The sequence below is a fragment of the Methyloprofundus sp. genome (assembly GCF_965251085.1).
In the GTDB taxonomy this organism is placed as follows: Bacteria; Pseudomonadota; Gammaproteobacteria; order Methylococcales; family Methylomonadaceae; genus Methyloprofundus.
This window is the reverse complement of record NZ_OZ252594.1, coordinates 3,065,963-3,091,060: the sequence shown is the minus strand read 5'-3', so window position 1 is coordinate 3,091,060 and position 25,098 is coordinate 3,065,963. Positions and strand designations below refer to the sequence as shown.

Annotated in this window: 20 protein-coding genes and 1 pseudogene; all 21 read left to right on the top strand. The window is 41.4% G+C overall.

The annotated features are described in order from the left end of the window. Nucleotides 1-8 precede the first annotated feature (8 nt). The 21 genes and pseudogenes from ACQY3F_RS14345 (at nucleotide 9) to ACQY3F_RS14245 (ending at nucleotide 25,044) form a co-directional block, all read left to right on the top strand. Nucleotides 9-1,496, top strand: coding sequence for a hypothetical protein (locus ACQY3F_RS14345; protein WP_428355589.1), 1,488 nt, complete (start codon nucleotides 9-11; stop codon nucleotides 1,494-1,496). Between the two features lies 1 nt (nucleotide 1,497). After that, nucleotides 1,498-2,322, top strand: a complete 825-nt coding sequence (locus ACQY3F_RS14340; protein ID WP_428355588.1) for a multiheme c-type cytochrome — start codon at nucleotides 1,498-1,500, stop codon at nucleotides 2,320-2,322. A 119-nt stretch (nucleotides 2,323-2,441) separates the two neighbouring features. Further along, complete coding sequence (locus tag ACQY3F_RS14335; RefSeq protein ID WP_428355587.1) at nucleotides 2,442-3,785, top strand: NHL repeat-containing protein; 1,344 nt, start codon at nucleotides 2,442-2,444, stop codon at nucleotides 3,783-3,785. Nucleotides 3,786-3,868: 83 nt separating this feature from the next. Continuing rightward, a complete protein-coding gene (locus ACQY3F_RS14330) occupies nucleotides 3,869-5,065 on the top strand; it encodes an ISAzo13 family transposase (RefSeq protein ID WP_428352931.1) in 1,197 nt (398 codons plus the stop codon). Next, complete coding sequence (locus ACQY3F_RS14325; RefSeq protein ID WP_428355585.1) at nucleotides 5,062-6,393, top strand: cytochrome c3 family protein; 1,332 nt, start codon at nucleotides 5,062-5,064, stop codon at nucleotides 6,391-6,393. Before ACQY3F_RS14330 ends, ACQY3F_RS14325 begins: the two co-directional genes overlap by 4 nt. 218 nt (nucleotides 6,394-6,611) lie before the next feature. Continuing rightward, entirely contained in the window at nucleotides 6,612-7,319 is a 708-nt protein-coding gene (locus ACQY3F_RS14320) for a superoxide dismutase (RefSeq protein ID WP_428355584.1), read from the top strand. Between the two features lie 545 nt (nucleotides 7,320-7,864). After that, nucleotides 7,865-9,361, top strand: a pseudogene (locus ACQY3F_RS14315) (ISNCY family transposase). A 426-nt stretch (nucleotides 9,362-9,787) separates the two neighbouring features. Then, on the top strand, nucleotides 9,788-10,513 hold the full coding sequence (locus tag ACQY3F_RS14310) for a hypothetical protein (RefSeq protein WP_428355583.1): 726 nt from the start codon (nucleotides 9,788-9,790) through the stop codon (nucleotides 10,511-10,513). A gap of 329 nt (nucleotides 10,514-10,842) precedes the next feature. Beyond that, nucleotides 10,843-12,525, top strand: coding sequence for a type II secretion system ATPase GspE (gene gspE, locus ACQY3F_RS14305; RefSeq protein ID WP_428355582.1), 1,683 nt, complete (start codon nucleotides 10,843-10,845; stop codon nucleotides 12,523-12,525). A 1-nt stretch (nucleotide 12,526) separates the two neighbouring features. After that, nucleotides 12,527-13,744: a type II secretion system F family protein gene (locus ACQY3F_RS14300; RefSeq protein WP_428355580.1), complete on the top strand. Its 1,218-nt coding sequence runs from the start codon at nucleotides 12,527-12,529 to the stop codon at nucleotides 13,742-13,744. A 32-nt stretch (nucleotides 13,745-13,776) separates the two neighbouring features. After that, the gene (gspG, locus tag ACQY3F_RS14295) at nucleotides 13,777-14,202 is read left to right on the top strand and encodes a type II secretion system major pseudopilin GspG (protein ID WP_428355578.1); all 426 of its coding nucleotides are present in this window, start codon (nucleotides 13,777-13,779) and stop codon (nucleotides 14,200-14,202) included. Beyond that, a complete protein-coding gene (locus ACQY3F_RS14290) occupies nucleotides 14,193-14,720 on the top strand; it encodes a GspH/FimT family pseudopilin (RefSeq protein ID WP_428355576.1) in 528 nt (175 codons plus the stop codon). Before gspG ends, ACQY3F_RS14290 begins: the two co-directional genes overlap by 10 nt. Beyond that, a complete protein-coding gene (locus tag ACQY3F_RS14285; protein WP_428355575.1) occupies nucleotides 14,710-15,114 on the top strand; it encodes a type IV pilus modification PilV family protein in 405 nt (134 codons plus the stop codon). The genes ACQY3F_RS14290 and ACQY3F_RS14285 overlap by 11 nt, the downstream gene beginning before the upstream one ends. Continuing rightward, the gene (locus ACQY3F_RS14280) at nucleotides 15,111-15,791 is read left to right on the top strand and encodes a prepilin-type N-terminal cleavage/methylation domain-containing protein (RefSeq protein WP_428355574.1); all 681 of its coding nucleotides are present in this window, start codon (nucleotides 15,111-15,113) and stop codon (nucleotides 15,789-15,791) included. The genes ACQY3F_RS14285 and ACQY3F_RS14280 overlap by 4 nt, the downstream gene beginning before the upstream one ends. A gap of 83 nt (nucleotides 15,792-15,874) precedes the next feature. Beyond that, entirely contained in the window at nucleotides 15,875-17,071 is a 1,197-nt protein-coding gene (locus ACQY3F_RS14275) for an ISAzo13 family transposase (RefSeq protein WP_428352931.1), read from the top strand. 63 nt (nucleotides 17,072-17,134) lie between these two features. Further along, nucleotides 17,135-18,052: a general secretion pathway protein GspK gene (locus ACQY3F_RS14270; RefSeq protein WP_428355572.1), complete on the top strand. Its 918-nt coding sequence runs from the start codon at nucleotides 17,135-17,137 to the stop codon at nucleotides 18,050-18,052. Between the two features lies 1 nt (nucleotide 18,053). Further along, the gene (locus ACQY3F_RS14265) at nucleotides 18,054-19,157 is read left to right on the top strand and encodes a PilN domain-containing protein (protein WP_428355571.1); all 1,104 of its coding nucleotides are present in this window, start codon (nucleotides 18,054-18,056) and stop codon (nucleotides 19,155-19,157) included. Next, nucleotides 19,141-19,722, top strand: a complete 582-nt coding sequence (gene gspM, locus ACQY3F_RS14260) for a type II secretion system protein GspM (RefSeq protein ID WP_428355570.1) — start codon at nucleotides 19,141-19,143, stop codon at nucleotides 19,720-19,722. The genes ACQY3F_RS14265 and gspM overlap by 17 nt, the downstream gene beginning before the upstream one ends. Next, nucleotides 19,722-20,315 (top strand): hypothetical protein, encoded by a 594-nt coding sequence (locus ACQY3F_RS14255; protein WP_428355568.1) that lies wholly within the window; start codon nucleotides 19,722-19,724, stop codon nucleotides 20,313-20,315. The genes gspM and ACQY3F_RS14255 overlap by 1 nt, the downstream gene beginning before the upstream one ends. Nucleotides 20,316-20,539: 224 nt before the next feature. Next, the gene (gspD, locus tag ACQY3F_RS14250; RefSeq protein ID WP_428355567.1) at nucleotides 20,540-22,621 is read left to right on the top strand and encodes a type II secretion system secretin GspD; all 2,082 of its coding nucleotides are present in this window, start codon (nucleotides 20,540-20,542) and stop codon (nucleotides 22,619-22,621) included. Nucleotides 22,622-22,989: 368 nt separating this feature from the next. Further along, nucleotides 22,990-25,044 (top strand): hypothetical protein, encoded by a 2,055-nt coding sequence (locus ACQY3F_RS14245; protein ID WP_428355565.1) that lies wholly within the window; start codon nucleotides 22,990-22,992, stop codon nucleotides 25,042-25,044. Nucleotides 25,045-25,098 lie beyond the last annotated feature (54 nt).

The window sequence follows — 25,098 nt, the reverse complement described above, 5'->3', positions numbered from 1 at the left end:
TATTAAAGATGTTGCGTTATTTATTATTAACTGTGTTATTGCTAGGTAGCTTTAATGCTCTGGCTAATCCCCGATATAGCGACCCCGATGGGTGTCTATCCTGTCATGCGTATTCAGGTCTGAATTATATAGACGAAAATGGCGTTATGCGTAGTTCGACTATTGACCGTAGCCATTATGCTAGTTCCCTGCACGGTAGTGTGCCCTGTAAAGATTGTCATCGAGAAGTAGTTGACTATCCTCACGAAGTAGAAAATACCGAAGCCGATTGTAGTGAATCCTGTCATATAGAAGAACCGTCGGAAGGGGTTAAGTATTCGCATAATGTGATTCATGAAGAACTCGATAAGTCGGTTCATGGCGGGGGCTGGTTTAAAGGTCTCACCGGCGGAAACCGGCTGGAAGAAATCGAAACCGAGCAAGATCCTTCCTGTCGACGCTGTCATAGTAATACGCTGTATATCGCTGAAACACAGCTAGAAAAGTTCAAGGCAGACTTTGATCATGCGGAAACAGAATGTGGTAATTGCCATCAAGGTCAGGCATGGATGGGGCAATTTGGCGGACATATTTTAAGGCGTCTGGTCGGTCGGCGCTGGAATAATCAGGAAAATAATCAGATGTGTATTGATTGTCATGGCGACAATGAAAAAATGCGCGATGTCGAACAGGAAGACCCGGAAACAAAAGAAAAGTACCCACCGAGTGAGCGCTTTATTCATAGTGCCGATAGTTACGCAAAAACCCTGCATGGGCGTTTGATTGCAGATGATTCAGCCTGGGGAGCTTCGTGTATCGACTGCCATGCCCCGGAAGGCTGGAAGCATGAAATCCGCTCCTTTACCGACCCTGAGTCTGCTTCGCACCCAGATAATTTACCTGAAACCTGTGGCCAGTCAAACTGCCACGGTTATGCAAAAAAACCGGGTAATGAAGGCTTTACGATGACTGATATGCATGCCGTGTCCTTAGTTGACTTATCGAAAGTGGATAAACCATTTCAAATTGATGATCTACTCAAATCCAACTGGTTCTGGAGTAGCTGGCCGTTAATGCTAGGTGGGTTGGTGTTTATGCTGGGAAGTTTGGTTTGGTGGCTGTTTTATCGGCATGCTAAGAAAATTATCCCTATAGTCGGTGGAGATCGCTTTGAGCGAGTTATGATTGGCCGAAAATCCAAGGCGAAACGTAAAGCAGCTGCAAAAACAGCAACAGCAAATAAAGCGTCTAAGCCTCGTCCTAAGAAGGTAGAAAAGCCAAGCACTGAGCTGCCGGTAGTTACAACAAAAACGGAGCCTAATAAGGAAACGGAACAAGTAGCTACCGATACTGAGGAAAAACAAGTGCCGACAGAGGATGTACAAAAGTCTGTTACTGATAAATTAGATTTTGCAGTCCAGGCAGCAGAACAGGGTCAACAAAAATCGGAGACCTCAGACGAAGCAAAGACCGAGCAACAAAAGCCTAATGGCGATCAAGATAATAAAGGAGCCTAGCATGGTTAGTCGCGTATTATTGCTTATGCTGCTTAGCAGTATCACCAGTGTTGTATGGGCCGAAGGCTTGTATTTGCAAACCTTAAAAAACACCCAATTGACCGATGAGCAGGTACAAGAAACAAAAAAGTTACTGGACGAGTATAAAAAAATTACTTTGCGTGGCGAGTTAGAAGTCCCGCCTTTTCATAAGCGCGGCAAGGTGGATGACTCATTAGGCAATAGTTTTTGTACCACCTGTCATTTAACACCGCCGCATACTAAAAGTTTACGTACCCGTACTTTTATGAATATGCATACTCAATATGTAGCCTGTGAAACCTGCCATTTTCGTCCTGAAGGTGTCGCTTTAAGTTACCAGTGGCAAGATACTAGAGATGCCAGTTTAGTCATTGCACAACCGGATTTGTTTCGACAGACTGTAAAGCCGGTGAAACAAATACCAGGTCTATTGGCAAAAAATGTAGCCCCGGTAAAAGAGGCGCGCATTATTAATCCCTTTGTAAAAATCACCCCCTTTTATCAAGGCAAATCTGTCGGTCTGCGTAAAAATGCAGCCTTTGCCGAGGAAACCAAAAACATCTGGTTGCAGGAAGGTATAAGCCCTGAAAAAATACAGCGTAGAGCATTAATTCATGCACCCTTGTCGGAAAAAGGTCCGAAGTGTCAGGCTTGCCATACCGATGAAGATGCGTTACTAAATTTGACTGAACTGGGCGCGTCAGATTATCAGGCGAATAAAATTGAGAATAATATTGTCACTCAGTTCTTTAGTCGTTATAAAGATGAGGAACAACGTATCCGGATTCAGAGCCTGTTAAAATGATATCTAGTATTTTCTGTAGGGCGTGGCTTCAGCCCGCCATGATGGCGACTTGCCTGATTTTTCTTTGCGGACTCAACACAGCAGAAGCAGCGGTACAGCAAATCCCCGTTGCCAGGAAAATGATTGAACTAGCAGCTAACTATAATCAGCCTAGTGATATCACAACTGATGGGCTAGGCCAGGTGTATGTTCTGGATGCCATGAATTCACGCGTGCTGGTTTTCTCTGCGCAGGCCCAATTTATCCGTGAGATTAATACCGCCCAAACTGAACACAGTTTTAATCGAGCTATGGCTCTGGCTATTGATAAAAACGTGTTGTATATCGCAGACTCACTTCAGCACCGAATCAGACGCTTTACGCTACAAGGTAAGTGGCTGAGCGATATAAAATTAAACGCCCCGCCGCCACCGGTATCAAAACTGGATCCTAAAGACGCTGATAAGCCTAACAATAAAGTCCCGGTTGAAATCTCAACGGCATTACCAGAACCCGTTGCTCTATTGATTAAAGACGATGAATTAATCTATGCCGATCGGCGCTGGCATCGCATCTGTTATCTTGAACTACCCAGTGGTAAACAGAAACACTGCATGGGTGAGCGCGGTGAAATGGAGGGGCAGTTTGAGTATCCGTTTCAACTTTCTCTGGATCGGGATGGCTATTTGAATGTAGTGGATGTACTTAATGCCAGAGTGCAGGTCTTTGATCGTAGTGGCAAATATTATTCTCAGACCGGCCGTCTATCTATGCACCGTATGTATCGCCCGAATGGTAATGTATTTGATGCGCTGGATTTTCAGTATGTCAGCGATAGCTATCTGGGAACTATCAGTATTTATAAGCATGGAAGATTCCTGGGTTTATTGCTGGATAGTTCGGGGCATGAAGTTAAATTTTTAACGCCTACTCGATTGTATTACCATCCTTCGGGCTATTTGTATGTGGTTGATGCTCAGGCGCATAAGGTGCAAAAAATTGAGTTGGGCTATCAGGCTTTAAAGCATATTCCGGCAGATGGTAAGGACATATCACGCAAAAAGTGCGTTATCTGTCATTATACTTGGGGTAATGAGGATGATAATGACACGCTACGTGATAGTCAGGATGTACTACCCGTAGGGGCGCTGAATATGTGTTATAGCTGTCATCATGGCGCGGTACTGGATTCCAGGCAGGCTATACCCTTTGGTGATCAGCACCCTACCGTGTATGACCCGGAGAAGAAAAAACAGGATTATTATAAAAAGCCACTGCGTGAGGATGAAATCCCCGAAGTCTATCCGCATAGTAAAAAGAATGACTTGAATTGCACCAGTTGCCATACGCCACATAGTGATAATGAAGATCAGCCTACCCTGTATGTAGAAAACCATAATGCCTGGTTACGTGGAGCTGACTATGGCAGTGCGCAGTGTGAAGCCTGCCATGAATCAAATGCTAAGGGAGATGGAAAGAAATAATCATCCAAACGAAGTAAGCTTGTGTCTCAATAATTTATAATAATGAATTCTGAATTTATTCTCACACTAGGCAGATAAGCTTGTTGATATTAACAGATAGCATTATAGGTTGGATTATAAATACAGCCCATCGTTTAAAAGGCTCGGTACGTCGTATATTCATGGCTGAAACGGTGGAGCTACTAGGCTCAGGTGGTGCAAGTATTGCTGAAGAAAAACTAGGATGGAATAGAGGCACTATCCGAAAAGGACAATATGAACTTGAAACTCAGCCCATAGAAGATAATTTTTCAGCGAGAGGGCGTAATAAAAGTGAAGAGCATTTTCCTCATCTACTTGATGACATAAAAAAAATTGCTGAACCGGAGTGTCAAACGGATCCCTCTTTTAATTCCTGTCGATTATATACCCGGCTAACGGCTAAAGAAGTTAGAAAACGTTTACTGGAGATTGATTATTACGATGAAAAAACATTACCTTGCTCAAAAACTATCAATACAAAATTAAATGACCTGAGTTACCATCCAAAAAAGGTACAAAAAACAAAGCCTCATAAGAAAATCAAGGAAACGGATGCAATTTTTGAACAAGTTCATTCAGTCAATGGAATGGCAGATATCAACCCAAAAGAGATTCGTATATCAATTGATGCCAAAGCAAGAATGAATATAGGAAATTTTTCACGGGGAGGACGAAATCGGGTTTTAACAAAAGCAGAGGATCATGATTTAGATGTTAAGGAAAAGTTAACTCCTTTTGGTTTTTATCTGCCTGAACATGATGATTTTTTCCTTTTCTTTACAGCAGGCTATGCCAGCAGTGATTTCATCGTTGACCGATTGGAAGAAATTTGGCCAGAAATTCAAGAAAAATATGGAGTAGATATTCTGACAATTAACGCTGACAATGGTATGGAGAACAGTAGCTCCAGAACTCAGTTTATAAAAAGGCTTGTGGAGTTTGCTGAAAAAAGCAACATAAAGATAAAACTGGCCTACTACCCTCCTTATCATAGTAAATATAACCCAATTGAACGAGTATGGGGAGCCTATGAAAATCATATTAGTGGCGACATAATGGATACAGTTGAAACAACTTTAAAATTTGCCAAAAGTATGACCTACAATGGCAAAGCACCTATTGTTAAATTAACAGAAAAAATATATGAAACAGGAGTAAAGGTAGGTAAAAAAGCAATGAAGACGTATTATCAGTTTGTTGACCGAATGCCATCGTTGGAGAAATGGTTTTTGACCATTTCTCCTGGTTGTTCTGGATGATTATTTCTTTCCATCTCCCTAAAGACTCTGGTCGAGAAGATGCCAAAAAATTTGGTACCAACCATCCTTTGGGTGTGAAAATGTTGAAGCCCCCCCAAAAGGGGCAGCACTTATCCACCGATGATCCGCATTTACAAAAAGGCTTACCAAAAGTATTGCAAGCAGGCGGGGGTGTGCTACTGGAAAATGATGCTATTGGCTGTCAGTCTTGTCATCAGGTACATGAAGGGGCTACAAAAAACCTTCTGACGCAGACAGATGAAAGCAGTGAACTCTGTGCCAGTTGTCACAAACGTCAAGCACCTAAAGATAAAAAAGCCGCTCGTAAGGCAGGCGTGCATCCAGTTAATGTTGAACTGGAAGAGCCGGTTGAATTTCGGGGCGAGAAAGTAAAGACCGTGCAATGTGCCAGTTGTCATAGTGTCCATGATGGCACTCTGGATACCGCTTTATATCCGGACAAAATCAAGGATGCCGAGAAATTATGTATTGCTTGTCATGAGCGCCAGCATGCCAAGGATGAAGACGAAGCGGCCAAAAAAGGCATACATCCCATGAATCTGGAACTGGATGAAGCGATAAAAATTGAAGGCGTGGATGTTAAAAAAATCGGTTGTTTAAGTTGCCATGCCGTCCATTCAGGAAAGCCAAATACACCGGCATTATTACAGGATCATAAAAACGGCAAACTGTGTGAAAACTGCCATGCTGGTAAGCAACGCGTCGTAGGGACTGATCATGACTTTCGTGTGACTACGGATGAAACAGAAAACCAGCAAGAAGAAACGCCACATCAATCGGGTGTCTGTGGTTCATGTCATACACTGCACCGTGGTGAGGAAAAAAATATCTTTTTGTCAGCTGTCGTAGAGTCTGAAGTTAAAGACCGGGATAAAACAGCGCCTGGCCTAAAGGTCGATGAAATGTGTATGAACTGCCATCAAAAAGAAGGCATAGGTAAAGACAAAGAAATCGAGTTTTATGGCCACCCATACCAGGATATGGTGTTACGCTCTGATGAAAAAGTCATGCCGCTATTGGAGAAGGAGCACGAAGAGATAGAAGAACTGGGTGTGATAGCCTGTATCACCTGTCATGATCCACATAGCTGGAAGCCGGTTAAAAATCCCGAAGAGAAAAATTACCCTGTCCTGAATTATAAAAAGCAGGAAAATATTGAAGGCGATATCACCAATAGTTACTTACGTCATAAAGGTGTAGAGAAAACTTTCTGTGTGGATTGTCATGGCATCGAGGCTTTGCCTAAATATAAGTACTACCATCATGAAGATAAAGTGCGCGGGATCGGCGTAGATTATCTAAAATAAGCGCGTTGTTTTGTTATTCATTCATTCTTATGCTGCATTACTCGCTAAGAATGTGCACGAAATAAAGTCTACAGCAAGTAATGGAAGCGGGATCTTTAGTCCCGCCATTTCCATGCGGGACTAAAGATCTCGCTTCCAAGTTGCCTTAGTCTTAAATCAATCCTGATTTACCGATTGATTGGGATTAATCTGACAAACTTCACAGATAGGAAATACTAATGAATAAATACTCACGCCGGCAGTTTCTCCGTACATCAACAACTGCAGCAGTAGGAGCCATGCTGATTCCTGGGTTAGTCAAAGCCGGTGATCAGCAGCCAACCACAAGCACTGGTTTAGTGACCGGGCAGCCCAAACCATTATCTTACCCATCAATTCCAGGGTTCCTGAGTGCTGAGCAAATAGCACCGCATTACACAGCACACTATGGCGGCGCGTTGCGTGGCTATATTGCTGCTGACGACAAGCTTCAATCAAGCATAATGACAGGGACTACAATAGATTCCAGCGCCTATGGAGCAATTCAGCGTGCTAGAACAAAGAAAGCCAATAGTGTTTTACTACATGAACTGTACTTCGATGGAATGGCGCTCAAAACTAATCAGGCAAAAGCAGAAATTCGCGCAGCAATAGAAAAAAGATTCGGCTCAATGGATAAATGGGCAGAAGACTTCCAGGCCAGCGCCAAAGCCGCATCTGGCTGGGCAGTGCTGGCCTATGACCCGCTTAATGCTAAGCTCTACAATATAGTCAGTGATAAACATGCTACAGGGGTATTGTGGATGGCAACTCCGTTGTTGGTTATCGATGTTTACGAGCATGCTTACTATCTAGATTATAAAAATAACAAGGCTGGATATATAGCAAAGTTTATGGATCATATAGATTGGGGGGAAGTGAATCGTCGGTATGTGGCTGTTGGTTAGCCCAGTCGGTTTGCGGTTTTTGTAAAATTGACATATCTAGTTCTAGTAATTAGACTCTGGGTTAAGGTATTAGTCATCAGATCTGCCTGAATTGCAGGTTAGTATTGGCTTATCAGGGATAATTGACCTGATGTTTAAAAAGGCAGGTAAATGTGCTTGATAAGGATATAGTTATGTTTAAAAATAGTTAAATGATATTACTCAAATACGGTAATGAGGGTGGTGTGAAATGAACAAGCGGGTATTGGAGGTTTATGCTTTATCAGTATGCTTCGTTTCAGTTGGTTGTTTGAGTATATTTAGCGGTATTTTGCTATATAGTGCTTGAACGGAAATAACTAAATTCCCTTTAAAATCAGCTAACTATGCTATAATAACAGCTAATAAAAGGATTGAAGATTCAAAAACCGCCATTTTAGTATTTTTCATACAAAACAGATAAGTCACTGTTTTTAAATAGGTCTTTTTACCCAGAAAGTGCATTGGCAAATACCGAACCTTTAATTCCAGCCCTCTATTAGCAAAACTTCGCCGCAAAAAAAACCATGAGAAATGTCATATCATCACAACTGGAAATAGGACAAGTCGATATTGCCAACATCGTCATTGATGTCACATCACGCGATGATATTCCACTCATCCTGCTGGGCTTGCAACACATCTATACAACTGGCCCTTTAAAAGAAGCTGTTTTCAAAATTCTTCAAGAAGTCATCCCGCGCAAGAACAAAAAAGGCAGTGATGAAACAGCTGCCGTCTCATCAAATAAAGGTCGTCCCGGCATGGAACAGTGGCGTATTCTGGTATTAGGCACCTTACGGGTAGCACTCGGTGCTGACTTCGATCGTATCCAGGAACTCGCCAACGAACATCGAACGCTCAGAATGATGCTAGGGCACGGTACTTTTGATGACAAAAACTATCGCTTACAAACCCTAAGAGATAATCTAAAGTTATTTACACCTGAGATCATGGATCGCATTAATACTGAAGTCATTCGCTCGGGTTATCAGTTGCTTAATTTAGAGTCCACTGCATCCATTCAGGGGCGTTGCGATTCATTTGTCTTAAAAACCGATGTTCACTTTCCAACCGACATTAACTTGCTTTACGATGTGATGAGGGTCTTATTCCGTCAGTGTGTTTACTGGTGCCAGGAACACGACCTTCCCGATTGGCGGCAGCATAAACATAACCTCACTGAATTCAAACGACAATATAGACGGATTCAAAAGCTGCGTCATTCCACCTCGAAGGACGAAAAGAAAAAACGGGCTCAGGCCGATTTGATTTGTAACGCACATCAGGTTTATATTGATTTAGCTCAAAAGTACCTGAACCGAGTCACTCAAAGTTATGCGTTATTAATAAGCACCTATAAGGTTCCAGAAGTCCTATTGCTTAAGATGCAAACCTTTCTCCAGCATGGCGATCGACAAGTCGATCAGATCAGACGACGCGTGATTGAGGGAGAAACCATCCCTCATGATGAAAAAGTATTTTCCCTGTTTCAGCCACATACCGAATAGATTAGCAAAGGCAAGGCAGGGGTTCCCGTTGAATTAGGTATACGCGTCTGTATAGTTGAAGACTACCACGGATTCATACTGCATCATAAGGTCATGCAAAAAGAAACGGATGATAAAATAGCCATAGGTATGGTTGAAGCGACACAAGCGAAATTTCCAGCGTTCAATGCGTGTAGTTTTGACAAAGGCTTTCATAGCAAGAGCAATCAAAGTGGGCTGAAAGAGATACTTGATGAAGTGACTTTGCCGAAAAAAGGGAAGTTATCCCTCAAGGATAAGGAACGTGAATATGCCGAAGAATTTAAACAGGCCAAAAAGAAACACTCAGCTGTTGAGTCGGCCATTAATGCATTGCAGGTTCATGGATTGAGTCAATGTCGGGACCATGGAATTGATGGTTTTGAACGCTATACCGCACTGGCTGTATTATCAAGGAACATACAAAAAGTGGGCGCAATTAAACGAGATATGGAACGACAACGATTGGCCAAAGAAAAAAAGAAAGCCGCTTAAGTTTTTAAAGAAAGTGGCCTTACTGAGGGATTAGTATGTCTGAAAAGTGGCACAATAGCATTGTGCTGAGCAAATTCGTAATAATGGGTGGATTGTTATCTCAACTAAGCCAAATCGGAAAATATTATGGTAGATTGGGTGTGATGTTTTTTTAAAAAACTGACTTTTCGTTCAGGCACTAATTAGCATGTTAACAACCTCGTCATTCCCGAAGTCTTTTATCGGGAATCTATGCTTAACCAGGTAGATTCCTGCTAGAAGCATGCAGGAATGACGAAGTATAGCTGAGAGTTATGGGTAATCAGGAAATTCTATATATGAATATGTCCGGTCACTATGAGTCAATACATTTACGCTAGGTAATTATTACTTTAGGATGACTGCCACCAAGCCCACAAATCTTTTCAACAGAAAACACAAGGTAGCATGACACTTCATAAAATATTATCACTAGGCAGTTTTAAAATCCTTATGCTGTTTTTTCTGCCGCTACTCAATGCTTGTACGCACACGGTAATGCCAGTAAGGAAAAGTCCTCAGTCTGCTGAATTAATACGTAATGATCCCGATAAAGCCTGGTATGCAGCCCGGTTAAGTTTCAACTGGGAGCAAGGGCAGGTGCCGGATTGGTATCTCGGTACTCTTATTGCTGGTGAAGTGATCGCTCCTTTGTTACCACAGTATGTTCAGCAGATTACTTGCTGGCGCGTGCATCGTCGTGCGGTTCGTGATCAAACAGGCCATGTATTCAGCTTTATTTTTTATAGCTCGAAAGCGAGTGCCGCACTGATTTACCAGCAATTAAAAGAAAATAAAGTATTAGCTGAATTACAAGCTAGGCAGCGAATAATTAAAATCAGTTATGACCTTCCTGCGGTGGGTGCACCATCATTACTGGCTGATACGAGCGACCCGGTCTGGCCAGCAACTATGCGCGCAAGCTGGCCTTATTTTATGATGGGCGCAAGCCAGATGTGGATGGTTCAGCTGCAAAATATTAAGGATGAAACGACTGAGATTGATGCTGTTGAGCAGCGTTATCAAACAATACAAAATAAATTGACCGAACAGTGGCAGGAGCAAGGCCAGCATGCCTTAATTCATCATTTGAGTGCGCTATATGCCTACCAGCCTGTGCCAATGCGTTTTTAATGGTTACTTCGCTCGGCCCATATGCGGTTTTCTAGCGGCCGATTTTAACCAATAACCGCGATGCTAAAATCGTTTTGTAGCTTGCTATGCGTCTGTTTCAGCGCCCCCGTATCAAGTACGGGGCAGGCTTTGCTCTCGACTAAAATCAACTCGCTATAAAATCGCATCCGTGATCGCGCGAAGTATAGCTTGGGATTAATTCCTTTATGTTGCTAATTCCCGGTATAAGAGCTTTTTTTTGTTATACTTGTCCGCGATACAAATAAAGTTAAAGAAGTCTCAATGTCAACTACGCAAGTTATTGTATTTGCAATGCTAAAAAATCCTGTATGAGTCATCAGAAATTTATAGATACGCTAATTGCTCAGCAATCACTGCGTGAAAGTGATTTGAATAAAGTCACAAAAATCAAAGAACAAATGCAGGAAACAGGACTGCCTTTATTATTGGTTAAGTTGGGCTTGTGTTCTGAGAAAGACGTGGCGAATGCTCTGGCAAAAGTGGCTGATTTACCCGTAGTGGCACCAGAAGAGTACCCAGATACCCCGATGTTGCCCGAGCAAATTCCATTGCGATTTTTAAAAGAGTTTCATTTAGTAGGTATAGCAGAGGATAAAGATAAGGTTGTTATAGCGCTCATGGATCCTGAAAACAGCTTTGTACTGCAATCCTTACGCTTGGTATGTCAGCTTGAGATTGAGCCAAGGGTTGGCGTTTTATCTGATATCGATAAGGCGATAGAGTCTCAATATGATGAAGGTAAGTCCCAAATGGGACAAATTACAGATAATCTGGATGCTAATGAGGATCTAGATGATATTGAGCATTTAAAAGATCTGGCCAGTGAAGCTCCGGTTATTCGTATGGTAAACCTGATATTTCAGCGCGCTATGGAAAGTAAGGCATCGGATATACATTTTGAGCCGTTTGAAGATGTTTTAGTTATCCGCTTACGTATTGATGGTGTATTGCAAAAAATAGAAGGACCACCGTCAAACGCGACTGCGGCGGTTATTTCTAGGATAAAGCTGATGGCCAAATTGAATATCGCAGAGCGCCGCTTGCCTCAGGATGGACGTATTAAAATCCAGATGCAAGGAAAGGAAATTGACCTGCGGGTATCGACGACTCCGACTATGTACGGAGAAAGCGTAGTGATACGGCTATTAGATAAGGAAAACGTGGTCTTTGATTTTGCTTCACTTGGTTTTGAAGAGTCAAATCAGCAACAATTTATCGAAGTACTGAATAGGCCGCATGGCATTATCTTGATTACAGGGCCAACCGGAAGTGGTAAATCGACAACCTTATATACTGCTTTAAGCCAGTTGAATACTCCGGAAAGAAAGATTATTACCGTCGAAGATCCGGTTGAGTATCAATTAAACGGGGTGAATCAGATACAAGCCAAACCGAAAATTGGCTTAACCTTTAGTAGTGCACTGCGCTCTATTGTGCGGCAGGATCCTGACGTGATCATGATCGGGGAAATGCGTGATATAGAGACAGCTCAAATTGCCGTCCAGTCTGCATTAACCGGACATTTGGTATTGTCCACTCTGCATACTAATGATGCTGCGGGCGCGCTAGCGAGGTTGCTTGATATGGGGCTGGACGATTACCTATTGACCTCTACAGTGAATGGGATTCTAGCGCAGCGTCTGGTGAGAAAATTGTGTATGCATTGCCGTGAATCGTATCAGCCTCCAGCCGAAGTAATAAAGGAAAAAGGCCTGAGCCGCTTCTTGAAAAATGGTGAATTAACACTATATCAAGCTACTGGATGTAAAGAATGTGGTGGTATTGGTTACAGTGGCCGTTTGGCCATTATTGAGTTTTTAGTGATGAATGATAGCATAAGAAAAATGGTTATGGAGCATAAAGAATCTGGATTAATTCAGGAGGAAGCCGTGCGTGGCGGCATGCTGTCTATTTATCAGGATGGTCTGGCGAAAGCGGTAAGAGGCTTAACTACTTTAGATGAAGTGTTACGTGTAGCGACGGAAGTTTAACGTGACTATATTTGCTTATAAAGCCGTAAATCATGAAGGTGCTATACAGGAAGGCACCAAAGAAGCAAAGGATGAGGCTGCTGTCGTAGGATTACTGCAAGCTGAAGGTTTAATCCCGGTTAAGGTATCTCAGTCAGGTCTGAAGTCTGCTTATCAGCTGTCTTTTAAGCAAGATAAAAAAGGCCTGACGCAAAAAGATATCGCCCTGTTTACTAAAGAACTCGCTACTTTGCTAGAGGCTGGTTTGCCGATAGATCGCTCATTAGTGGTGTTAATGGATCTGATAGAAGAAGATTCAAAAATCCATGAGTTAATTAAAAATGTACTGCATCAGGTAAAAGGTGGAGCCAATCTAGCTGATGCGCTGGAAGCCGAATCCAGTGCATTTTCAAGGTTTTATATTAATATGTTACGCGCAGGTGAGGCTGGCGGTAGTGTCGATATAGTCCTGGGGCAACTATCTGAATATATAGAAAAATCCAAAGAATTAAAGGATACGGTAAGTACCGCTATGATCTATCCGATTATTCTAGTCGTGATGGCGGTAGGTTCTGTATTTTTATTACTGACTTTTGTAGTACCTCAATTTACCGAAATGTTTGAAAGCGCGGGTAAAGAGCTGCCCATATCGACGCAGATCGTAGTGGGTACTGCAGAATGGCTACAGAGTTACTGGTGGTTTTTATTAATCGTTGGTACGGGGACTTACTTTACCCTGCGTTATGAAATGACTATCGGGCCGAGAAAAATGCGTTGGGACGGGGTTGTTTTAAAAATTCCCTTGCTAGGTGAAATTATTCGCAATATGAGTACCACTAATTTTACGCGCACTTTAGGGACGCTTTTAACCAACGGCGTGCCTATTTTAACCGCACTCGGAATTGTTAAAGGAACTATAAGTAACCTGGTTTTAGTGCAGGCTTTATCTGAAGCGGAAGAGAATTTGAAGCAAGGAAAAGACATGTCCAGCGCCTTAATTGAGTCAGGACAATTTCCTAAAATGGCAACCCAGATGATCAAAATGGGTGAAGAAACAGGTAAAATGGAGGAAATGTTAGAGCGAACAGCTAACACTTACGATAAGCAGCTTAAAACAACGATAGAGCGCATGTTGGCAATGATGGAACCTATTTTAATTGTAACCTTAGGTTTGTTAATTGCCGGGATTATTATTTCCATATTGTCAGCCATTTTAAGTGTTAACGATTTGGCGTTTTAGGACAGAAATAAACAATACAGATGAGAGCAAGCATGAAAAAAACAAAGACAGCGATACGCGGATTTACCTTAATAGAATTATTGGTGGTTTTAGCCATTATCGGCTTATTAGCCGGTTTGGTTGGACCCCAGGTGATGAAGCATTTAGGGGGTGCTAAAACCAAAACAGCGCGGGTGCAAATAGAAGACCTGGCAGGTGCGCTGGACATGTACAAGATGGATGTAGGTCGCTACCCAACGACTAGTGAAGGTTTGCAAGCCCTTGTTGAAAAACCTTCAAGTGCGCGTTCATGGAACGGACCATATCTACGTAAAAACAAAGTTCCGCAGGATCCGTGGATTTACGATTATCACTATGTTTCACCTGGCGAACATGGCCGTTTCGACGTGTATTCATTTGGTTCAGATAATGCGGCAGGTGGTGAGGGTGAAGATCAGGATATTAATAGTTGGGAATAATCAACAAAACTTATCCGCGTAGAGCAGACTTTAAACTGCGGTTACTTGGATTACGCAGTGGCGGACTGAAGTCCGCCCTACCTAGGCAAGGGTTTACGCTAATAGAGTTACTATTAGTGATTGTGATAATAGCTATTGGAGCCGCTATTGCTGCGCCAAATATTGGATCAGGAAACCAGACTGCCAGTTTGAATGCCGCCGCAAGAGAAATTTCATCGGGATTACGTTTTGCGCGAGGACATGCGCTGACCCATCGTAAAGAAAGTGTATTGTTAGTTAATTTAGCAGACAACAGCTATCGAATTACCGATAGAAAAAAAGTCTTTAATATATCTAAAGATATTACCGTGATACTCGATATCGCTCAATCGCAGATTATTGATGAAAATGAGGGGGGAATACGGTTTTTCCCTGATGGGTCCTCTTCGGGCGGGCGAATAACTTTGGAGATAGGGGAAAACAAGCGTCAGCTAGATGTAAACTGGTTAACTGGACAGGTTGAAATTGATGATTGGTAAACAGAATTTACAGCAAGGATTTTCTTTGCTGGAAATATTAATAGCATTTTCAATTCTGGCTTTCTCCTTGACGATTTTATTAAATATATTTTCCAGTGGGTTAAGGCGTACGATTGTTTCTGAAGAATATCAGCAAGCGGTAATTATCGCACAGTCCAGACTGGCTGCTGCAGGTGTAGAAGAGTCTCTGGAGGATGCTAGTCAGCAAGGTGAGGAACTGGAAAAGTATGTTTGGTCTGTGTATACGGAAGCCCTTGATCTGGATAAGCTGGGTGTCGATGCTGAACAAGTTAGCGTATTGGCTTATCAGGTGACAGTGACTGTGGAGTGGTTGGCGGGCAAGAATAACCGTCAGCTTGAATTGAGTACCATTAAGCTGGCTAAAGCTGAATGAAAATAGGGCAAAGAGCAAGACAGAAGGGCTTTACTTTATTAGAAGTCTTGATTGGTATGAGCCTCATGAGTATTATGATGTTGCTGTTATTTGCCAGTTTGAGATTGTGTGTACAAAATTGGAATGCGGGAGAGAAGAAAATTGCTCAGATAAGTCAGGCGGCGATTATTCAGAATTTTTTACAAAGTAAATTGCATTCTGCTGTGCCTTTGGATGGTAGTTTTTTAGAAGAGCCGCAATTCTCATTTCAAGGAGAAGAAGATTCTATACAATTTGTTGCGGGTATGCCGGCCAGTGCAGGGCGATTGGGTTTGCAGCTGTTTAAAATGAGTTTGAAGGCAGCCAAAAGCTGGGAGCAAGGCAGTGATTTACAGGTAGAAATACAGCCCTTTTTTCCTCAAGGAGAAAATGATGAGCTATGGGATGAAAAGCCGGTCGTTATTTTAACAAAAATAAAAAGCCTGAAATTTGCCTATTTTGGCAGGGATGTTGTTGATGTAAATAGCGATCCAGCCTGGCAGGGTGATTGGGTAAGAAGGCATAATTTACCCCGGCTTGTAAGCATTGAAATTGAGTTGAATAATGGTGAAATCTGGCCGCAACTGATTGTTGCACTAAAAGTTAATAGTACATTTGAATCGGGCGGTACTTCATCTAAGGGAGATGGAAAGAAATAATCATCCAAACGAAGTAAGCTTGTGTCTCAATAATTTATAATAATGAATTCTGAATTTATTCTCACACTAGGCAGATAAGCTTGTTGATATTAACAGATAGCATTATAGGTTGGATTATAAATACAGCCCATCGTTTAAAAGGCTCGGTACGTCGTATATTCATGGCTGAAACGGTGGAGCTACTAGGCTCAGGTGGTGCAAGTATTGCTGAAGAAAAACTAGGATGGAATAGAGGCACTATCCGAAAAGGACAATATGAACTTGAAACTCAGCCCATAGAAGATAATTTTTCAGCGAGAGGGCGTAATAAAAGTGAAGAGCATTTTCCTCATCTACTTGATGACATAAAAAAAATTGCTGAACCGGAGTGTCAAACGGATCCCTCTTTTAATTCCTGTCGATTATATACCCGGCTAACGGCTAAAGAAGTTAGAAAACGTTTACTGGAGATTGATTATTACGATGAAAAAACATTACCTTGCTCAAAAACTATCAATACAAAATTAAATGACCTGAGTTACCATCCAAAAAAGGTACAAAAAACAAAGCCTCATAAGAAAATCAAGGAAACGGATGCAATTTTTGAACAAGTTCATTCAGTCAATGGAATGGCAGATATCAACCCAAAAGAGATTCGTATATCAATTGATGCCAAAGCAAGAATGAATATAGGAAATTTTTCACGGGGAGGACGAAATCGGGTTTTAACAAAAGCAGAGGATCATGATTTAGATGTTAAGGAAAAGTTAACTCCTTTTGGTTTTTATCTGCCTGAACATGATGATTTTTTCCTTTTCTTTACAGCAGGCTATGCCAGCAGTGATTTCATCGTTGACCGATTGGAAGAAATTTGGCCAGAAATTCAAGAAAAATATGGAGTAGATATTCTGACAATTAACGCTGACAATGGTATGGAGAACAGTAGCTCCAGAACTCAGTTTATAAAAAGGCTTGTGGAGTTTGCTGAAAAAAGCAACATAAAGATAAAACTGGCCTACTACCCTCCTTATCATAGTAAATATAACCCAATTGAACGAGTATGGGGAGCCTATGAAAATCATATTAGTGGCGACATAATGGATACAGTTGAAACAACTTTAAAATTTGCCAAAAGTATGACCTACAATGGCAAAGCACCTATTGTTAAATTAACAGAAAAAATATATGAAACAGGAGTAAAGGTAGGTAAAAAAGCAATGAAGACGTATTATCAGTTTGTTGACCGAATGCCATCGTTGGAGAAATGGTTTTTGACCATTTCTCCTGGTTGTTCTGGATGATTATTTCTTTCCATCTCCCTAATTCGGATTTTGGCATAGTCAATGGAAAATTTGTCGGTGTAAATGATGGCGACTAAAGGTTTTGCGCTGATAGTTGTATTATGGGTGGTTACTTTATTAACCATTATGGCCAGTAGTTTTGCTCTGACGATACAGCGAGAAGCAACAATTACCGGAGGCTTAAAGGAAAAAGCACAAGCCGCTGCATTAGCTGAGGCAGGCATTAATTTTGCCATTCTAATGTTGTTAAATAATGATGCCGAGCAACGCTGGAAGGCAAATAGCAGCCTGTATGAAATTGAATTTTCAGGTAAAAGAATCCGTATTTTGATTGCTGATGAGTCTGGCAAAGTAAGTATGAATAAGGCTAGCAAAGAACAGTTAAAACAATTATTTGACTCTTTGGCGGTGGAAGATGAGTTGGCAGATAATTTAAGCGATGCCATTCTGGATTGGCGTGATAAAAATGATTTACAGCGACTTAATGGTGCTGAAAAGCAAGATTATGAAGATGCCGACTTAAAATATTCACCCCGAGATGGCTTATTTAAAAGTGTCGAGGAAGTACAGATGGTAATGGGAATGACAGCAGAAATTTATAGTCAGATAGAAGGGAAAATAAGTGTTTATACACAAAGCAAAAATATTAACCCTGCAACTGCGACACGCGAGGTTTTGTTAACTTTGCCAGATGCTAATGAAAGTCTGGTTGATGAATATTTACTGCTGCGTGTAGAAGCAGAACGCAATGGCGAGGATGCTCCCAAGCCAGACTGGTTTAGTGGAAATAGCAGTAGTAGCAAAGTGTATATGATTGTTGCAGAGGCATTGATTGCAGAAAATGTTAGCGAAAAGATTATGGCCGTGATGAAGCAAGGCCAGGCACAAGATGGAGCACCTTACAAACTACTAAAATGGTCTGAGAATTACCCTATGCCTTCTTTATTTTCGCCTACCAATGATCAGTGGGTTATCAACTAATATGATGAATCTGGACAGTGAAATTGATGTTTCACTTTTTTTTAAATGGTGGTGGCAGCAGTTAAATTTTCTGGTGCCGCAAAAATTTCTTGATGCTTTGGCGAGAGAAAAAAGCCTTTTAGTCGTCGAAATTAACAAGGCGACTGCAAGCGTTAATTTCGTCAGCCAACAACAGGAAACTTTCCTGGGCGAGTTTGAGTTTAATGAACTGGCAAAAGAGGAGTTACAAAACCTGATTGCCAGCAACAAGCAATACAGTGAAGCCAAAATTGTCTTACGTGTTCCTGCGCAGTTGTCTGTTACTCAGGATGTTTTCTTACCTGCAGCGGCGGAGGGGGATCTGCGCCAGGTGATGACCTATGAATTAGATCGATATACTCCTTTTCGTGAAGAACAGGTGTACTTTGATGTGATTAAAATAGGTCCGGCAAATAATAAAGCCTTGATTCGTTTGCTATTAGTGCTGGTACAAAAGGAAAGCCTGGAAAGCATGTATAAGCATTGTCAGAGTTTAGGTTTGCAGCCTTCTTATGCAGATTCTGCTGCGCAAATAGTCAACCCTGATCAAGCTGATAGCAAGTACAATTTATTACCTAAAGAGCAATGTCAGAAAGCAAATAAAAAGCCGCTGTTTATTATGCTAGGTTCAATAGTGCTAGTATTAATCTTGTTAGTTACCTTAATGGTTTTACCGATTAACAGTGCGACTGATCAGTTAGAAGAATTAAAACAACGGGCACGAAAAGTCGAAAAAATAGCGCTTAAAATAGAAGACTCTAAAAAAAGTATCGACTATTTATTTCAGGCAACTCAGACGCTAATTGATAAAAAACAGGCCAATCCGTCCATGGTTGATCTGATGAATACAGTGACAGAAGTTTTTGGGGATGATACCTGGATCTCGAATTGGCGTTATTTTAAGAACACGCTACAGTTAACCGGGCAATCGGGCAGTGCCTCCAATTTAATAGCGTCGCTGGAAAAAACAAAGTTATTTAGAAATACCAAATTTATCTCCCCGGTAACCAAAGACCGCCGGTCGGGTCTGGAGCGATTTAAAATATCCACTGAAGTAATAATAGAACATAATGCAGACGCTGAATAACTTACAACAACGATGGCTAGCGCTGGGCTTATTATTCGCCATTATTATTAGTATCGCGATGCTTATTATTATGCCGTGGCTGGGTGCCTTGGGAGAAATTAATGACGATATTGATGAACAGGTGTTTAGGATTAAGCGCTATCAGCGAGTTATCGCAAGTCGTGATGAAGTACTGAAAGATGTTGAGCAAGGGCGTAAAGATATAACGGCTCTGGGCTATTTTAATAGCCAGAAATCTTCTTCACTGGCTACAGCTGAATTACAAAATACAATCAAGGCGTTGGCTGTTGATTCGGGTGGCGAACTAAGTAGTTCTCAGGTGTTACCGAATAAAGATCTGGATGGTTTGTTGCGTATTGCAGTTAAAGTCAAACTGACCGGTAGCATGGAGATGCTAAGAAGTCTTTTATATGAGATAGAAATTGCCAAGCCATTAATGATTATTGAAAATATTACCGTGCTTCCTGCACCAAAAAAACGCAATAGAAAAACGCGTAAAACCGAACAAACAGGAAATGTAGTGGTTACTCTGGAAGTATCTAGTTACATGAGGAAACAAATGTAATGAAGCAACTTAAATGGGAATACACGCTTACTCTATTATTTGCTGGCTGTAGTCTTTTAATACTTATTCTGATCGTTTTACAGGGCAGTTATAGTAAAAGCCAGCGAGCAGAAGTTTTGCGAGAAATAGACAATGTAAAAAGCTCGGGGTTTACTTTGCAAGAAGTGCCGGTAGATGACTTTAAAGCGGATCCAGTGGCGGATTATAACGAAATGCTGGAAAGGCCTTTGTTTTTTTCAGAGCGCAAACCGATCGAGGTGGAAGATCCTGAAAACCCGGAAACTGCAGCCGTCGAAGTTATGCCAGCTGAAGAAATAAGTATGGCTTTAATAGGTATTCTTAATACGCCTGTTGGTGCCTATGCTTTATTTCATAACCCAAAGGCCAAACCTGATGAGCCAAAATTTAAACGCTTGAAGCAAGGTGAAGACATTAATGGCTGGACGGTTAAAGAAATAAAACATGACCGTGTGGTTATCATTGCAGATAACAATTCAGATGAAATATTGTTGGCAAAGCCGCGCAAGCAAATTAAAGCTAAGCGCGGAAGAAAACGTTCAACAAATCCTTTTAAACAAAAAATTAAGAAATAAGAATGAATTCTTATAGTAAACGTATCAGCTTTTTCAGTCTGTTAGTGATAAGTAGCCTTACCCTAACGGGCTGTGAATCGCTTAGCAAATTTCATTTAGGTCCTAAATTAGGTATTAAAATACCGATTCAAGAGGAGGGAATGGAGCTGGAAGATACCAGTAAAGACCCAATTCAGCAAGGAGAAGGTGAAAGTACTTCCAGGCAAGCAGAGCCCAGCGATAATGTGGTATTTACACAATTAGATAATGATGAAAATATCAAAACCGAAATACCGGCTATGCGGAATGAAGAGTATATCGGTTCTGGTGAGTTTATGGCTAAACAGAAAAAATTGGGAGTTACTCAATCTAGTGTCGATGGGAAATACTCTATCAACTTTGATGCTGCAGATCTAGGTGAAGTCAGTAAAATTATACTTAGCGATATGCTGGGGGAAAATTATATTCTGAGTCCGGCCGTTAAGGGCAGTATTACCTTGCAAACAACAAAGCCACTGCACAAGGATGATTTGCTACCCACCCTGGAAATGTTATTACGCGCAAATGGTGCAGTATTAATAAAGCGTGCTGGAGTATATAGAATAGAGCCGGATGCCAAGGGCGCGCATACTGCAGATGCTTCTATATTAGTTAACGAACAACTGGGCGCTGGCTATCAGGTAAAAGTCATTCCTTTGCAATATGTGGGTGCAATTGATATGGCTGAAGTCTTAAAGCCAGTCGTACCGGCTAATGCTATTCTTAGAATGGATTTGTCACGTAACCTTTTATTTGTAGCAGGAAGCAAGGCAGAATTAGAGAAAATAATAAACCTGGTTAATGTTTTTGATGTTAATTATATAGCTGGTATGTCGTTTGGGTTATACCCTTTAGAAAATACCGAAGTCGGTAGTACTGTTGCAGATATAGAAAATATATTTAATAAAGGAGTGCAAAATCCACTATCAGGGATGCTGCGGTTTATCAGTATCAAGCATCTCAATGCTATTTTAGTGGTGACCCAGCAAAGAGAATATTTAAAAGAAGCAAAGAAATGGATAGAGAGGCTGGACCAACAAAATGGTGTGATTGGCGAAGGCGGTGTGATTGTTTATAAAGTACAGCATGTTGATGCGACTGAGTTGGCTGCGACATTAACTTCAGTCATTAGTGGTATTGCGCCCACTAAAAGTAAATCTGTTTCGGTTGCGCCTGGGCAAAGTTTAGCGAGAATTGATAATCGAGTTAATAAGCCTGCAAAAACAGCAAAAGTAACGACTAGTCGTGCGCAGGGAAATGCGTCTTTAGAAGGAGTGAATATTATTGCCGATGAGCCTAATAATGCCTTAATTATTATGGCTGAACCACAGCAATATAGAACTCTGAGTAAAATTATCAAGCACCTGGATGTGATGCCTTTGCAAGTATTGCTTGATGCGACTATTGTTGCTGTTAATTTAACTGATGATCTGTCATACGGTGTGCAGTGGTTGTTTAAAAATAGTGGGCCTGATGGTTTACAGGGTGGTGGGACGTTAGGAGGAGGACTAGCAGGTTTAGTTGGGGGAGCCGCATCTGAAGGGTTTACCTATGGTCTTCTACGTAACCAGAGTGATGTTCGTCTAATATTTAGTGCACTAGCAAAAGATAAAAAAATTAACGTGCTTTCAGCACCTTCATTAATGGTGTTAAATAATCAGGAAGCGACGATTAAAGTAGGTAACTCGGTTCCTATTAGAACTTCTGAGTCAACCAATACGAATGCATCAATTAACCCAATTCAGACCAGTAATATTGAAATGCTGGATACTGGGGTGATTTTAATAGTAAAACCCAGAGTAAATGCTAGTGGACAGGTGGTGTTAGAGATAGACCAGAGCGTTGATACTGCTTCACAAACAACAGCGACTAATGGAGGTTCTAATATTGACTCACCCACTATATTAAAGCGACAGATTCAAACTACAGTTACGGTCGTCGATGGTGAAAGTGTTGTATTGGGTGGATTGATTAATGAAACACATACCTATACAAATAACGGTATACCTTATTTAAAAGATATTCCCTATGTGGGCTGGTTATTTGGTACGGTAGGTAAAAATGTAATAAAAGATGAGTTGATTGTTGTTATAACGCCTACTATCGTAGCAAATAAGTTTGATGCGCGTAAAGTTACAGATGAATTTAAGCGCAAGCTGACCGGTATCTATTATGATGAAGATATATGGACACCAGGCTCTGATCAAGCCTTAAGAGACTATGATGGCCTGGAAATACAGACCGAAGAACAGAGAGAAGAGTCATTGGTAAATGAAGAAGAATATTAATTTCTGATTATGATCGGGCATAACGTTTATTTGAGCCCACAAACATTCCTGCGCTGTTAGCAGAAATTCATGCAGGGGAGTAGGCTTTAGCCTACATGATTGCTTACCTGTGTAGGCTAAAGCCTGCTCCCCGGTAAAATTAATACACACAAGCGAGGATTTAATTTAAACTGAGAGTTATAGACGCATCTTTAGCGTGTGATGCGCTTCGTTCCTCAGCACATCCTATGTCTGTTTTTTTAACTGACTTTCAGTGTGTTTTGAGCTGAATTGTCGGGCTACTGTGCGTTTCTGCTTTTATAAAGTCTCATCATGTTTACCATGCATCAGGTTTTCACTGACCATTAGCAATAAGAGGCAGTTAACTTATGGATTACTCAGCAGGTTTTTTACTGGCAAGTATTTGGGCCGCTTGCTTTAGCATGCTGTTCTTTGGTTTGCCTGGTGTGCTATCTATAGCGTTGTTAGGTATCACCAAGCGTAATTCTTCCGTGCTATTGCTTGCACCTGCACTTGGGCTGTGTACATTTGGGCCTTTTGCCTTATTTTTCACCTGGTCACTGGGTTATTCGCTGTTGAGCGTATTAAGCGCCTGGTTAATTTTTCAGTTTGGCGCACTGCTGATTTTATTCAGGCAGCAACAGCAGTGGTATAAACAATTCGTATCAGTTAATAGTGCATGGCTTATTGCGGCAATAATGCTATGGGCAACGATACCAACAGTTAATATATTCCCCTTTCTATACGAAAGTGGATTATTCGTTAATATACAAATTTTCGATCATATGAAAATTTCTATTATTGATAGCATCGTACGTGAAGGCTTGCCTCCTCTAAACCCCTATTATGCGCCTGAAGGTGAGCGTATTCCCCTAGTCTACTATTACGCCTGGCATTTTGATGTCTCTATGATTAAGCTGGTAACCGGTGTTTCCAGTTGGCAAGCAGAAGTTGCGTTTACCTGGTTTACAAGTTTTACGACACTCGGGTTTCTTGCTGCAATAGCAATTCGGATAACTGGCAAACAGCTTGCAGGTTTTTTTGTCTTGCTACTGGCGTTTACCGGGCCACCCGCTGAAATCCTGCCGAAAATAATTGCTCATGATTGGGTACAATGGTTTGGGTTACCAGATATACATCCATTAGAGGTGCTTTGGGTACAACTAAGCTGGGCTCCACAACATGTATTCTCTGCACTAAGCACAATAGTGCTGCTATTTCTGCTAAGTCATGCGTTGGTCAACAAGCATTTGCGTTGGCAACACGCGGTTCTAACGGGGTTGACAGCAGCTGCCGGGTTTGGAGCCTCAGCGTGGGTGGGGGGTATTGCGTTAGCGTGTAGTGCCCCTTTGATATTGCTGGCACTGCGCTTGTTTGCTGTAGACTACTCGAAAATGGTCTGGCCTTTATTGCTTGCTGTGCTGGTATGTATTTGCTTTGCAATACCTGTGCTTACATCAATTACTTCGGGTCCTTCAGGTACAGGAGAAATACCACTAACAATTAAGCCCTACTTATCTACTCGGTTGATTGATGCTGACTCGGTATTAGAAAAAATAGTGCATATTATTTTATACTGGATACAGTTTTTACCTTTGAGTTTAGGAATTCTTTATATTTTAGGAGTTCTGGCAATAATTACTTATTGGCCTAAGCAGGCGGAAAATAGAATATTTTATTACTTGAGCTACGTTACTATTTTTGCGTATCTACTTCTGGTTCAGTTTGTGCAGAGTGATATTGTAAATAATGATTTCGGCTGGCGATCTGTTATGATTCCTATTATGCTACTATCGATTTGGGCGGCAGTTTTATTAACAGAATTGCCTTTGAATGTGGCTAACTGGACACCTTTCGCAGCAAGGTTTAGTCAAAAATATTACTTTATCCCTTTGATCGTGACAGGTGTTTGTTTAGGCCTGGTTGTTACATTTTCTGCGCTATATTGGGTTAGTAAGCCTTATCCGCTAGGTAATGCGCCATCCGCTGAAGCTCTAGCCGCGCATCAAGATTTTTATCGACTGGATAAAGCTTGGCAAGCGGTGCAACAATATACTGCGGATGATGACGTTGTGCAAAGCAATCCCGATAGTTATACTAAAGTCGTGACTCTATGGTCAGCACCTGCACCTTGGGTCTTATTTAGTAATCGGGCTAGCGCTTTTGCAGAACCCGAAAGTGTCAATGTTTTTGCTCATTCCTATGATAAGCAGCAAAAACATAGACAATATCAGGCGACACAGGCTATTTTTTTAGCAAACCCGACTGCAGAAACTTTACGCTATGCCCGAGATAAACTAAAAATTAAGGCTCTGTTAGTAGATCCTCAAGATCCGGTTTGGGCAACTCAGGCTTTGGAAACTTCGGGTGTTTATCATCTGGTTGAACAGCAGCCAAATTATAAAATTTATCTGGCCAATTAGAATTTTTCTAGGATTATTGGACAGAAATGTAACAAACGAAAGGTAGGGAAGCAT

Excerpts from the sequence above, each read along its gene's own strand:
- ACQY3F_RS14245 (WP_428355565.1), top strand. The coding sequence starts at position 22,990 with ATGGATTACTCAGCAGGTTTTTTACTGGCAAGTATTTGGGCCGCTTGC.
- ACQY3F_RS14265 (WP_428355571.1), top strand. The coding sequence starts at position 18,054 with ATGATGAATCTGGACAGTGAAATTGATGTTTCACTTTTTTTTAAATGG.
- ACQY3F_RS14285 (WP_428355575.1), top strand. The coding sequence starts at position 14,710 with ATGATTGGTAAACAGAATTTACAGCAAGGATTTTCTTTGCTGGAAATA.
- ACQY3F_RS14270 (WP_428355572.1), top strand. The coding sequence starts at position 17,135 with ATGATGGCGACTAAAGGTTTTGCGCTGATAGTTGTATTATGGGTGGTT.
- ACQY3F_RS14255 (WP_428355568.1), top strand. The coding sequence starts at position 19,722 with ATGAAGCAACTTAAATGGGAATACACGCTTACTCTATTATTTGCTGGC.
- gspM (WP_428355570.1), top strand. The coding sequence starts at position 19,141 with ATGCAGACGCTGAATAACTTACAACAACGATGGCTAGCGCTGGGCTTA.
- ACQY3F_RS14325 (WP_428355585.1), top strand. The coding sequence starts at position 5,062 with ATGATTATTTCTTTCCATCTCCCTAAAGACTCTGGTCGAGAAGATGCC.
- ACQY3F_RS14340 (WP_428355588.1), top strand. The coding sequence starts at position 1,498 with ATGGTTAGTCGCGTATTATTGCTTATGCTGCTTAGCAGTATCACCAGT.
- ACQY3F_RS14320 (WP_428355584.1), top strand. The coding sequence starts at position 6,612 with ATGAATAAATACTCACGCCGGCAGTTTCTCCGTACATCAACAACTGCA.
- gspE (WP_428355582.1), top strand. The coding sequence starts at position 10,843 with ATGAGTCATCAGAAATTTATAGATACGCTAATTGCTCAGCAATCACTG.
- ACQY3F_RS14280 (WP_428355574.1), top strand. The coding sequence starts at position 15,111 with ATGAAAATAGGGCAAAGAGCAAGACAGAAGGGCTTTACTTTATTAGAA.
- ACQY3F_RS14310 (WP_428355583.1), top strand. The coding sequence starts at position 9,788 with ATGACACTTCATAAAATATTATCACTAGGCAGTTTTAAAATCCTTATG.
- ACQY3F_RS14345 (WP_428355589.1), top strand. The coding sequence starts at position 9 with ATGTTGCGTTATTTATTATTAACTGTGTTATTGCTAGGTAGCTTTAAT.
- ACQY3F_RS14335 (WP_428355587.1), top strand. The coding sequence starts at position 2,442 with ATGATTGAACTAGCAGCTAACTATAATCAGCCTAGTGATATCACAACT.
- gspG (WP_428355578.1), top strand. The coding sequence starts at position 13,777 with ATGAAAAAAACAAAGACAGCGATACGCGGATTTACCTTAATAGAATTA.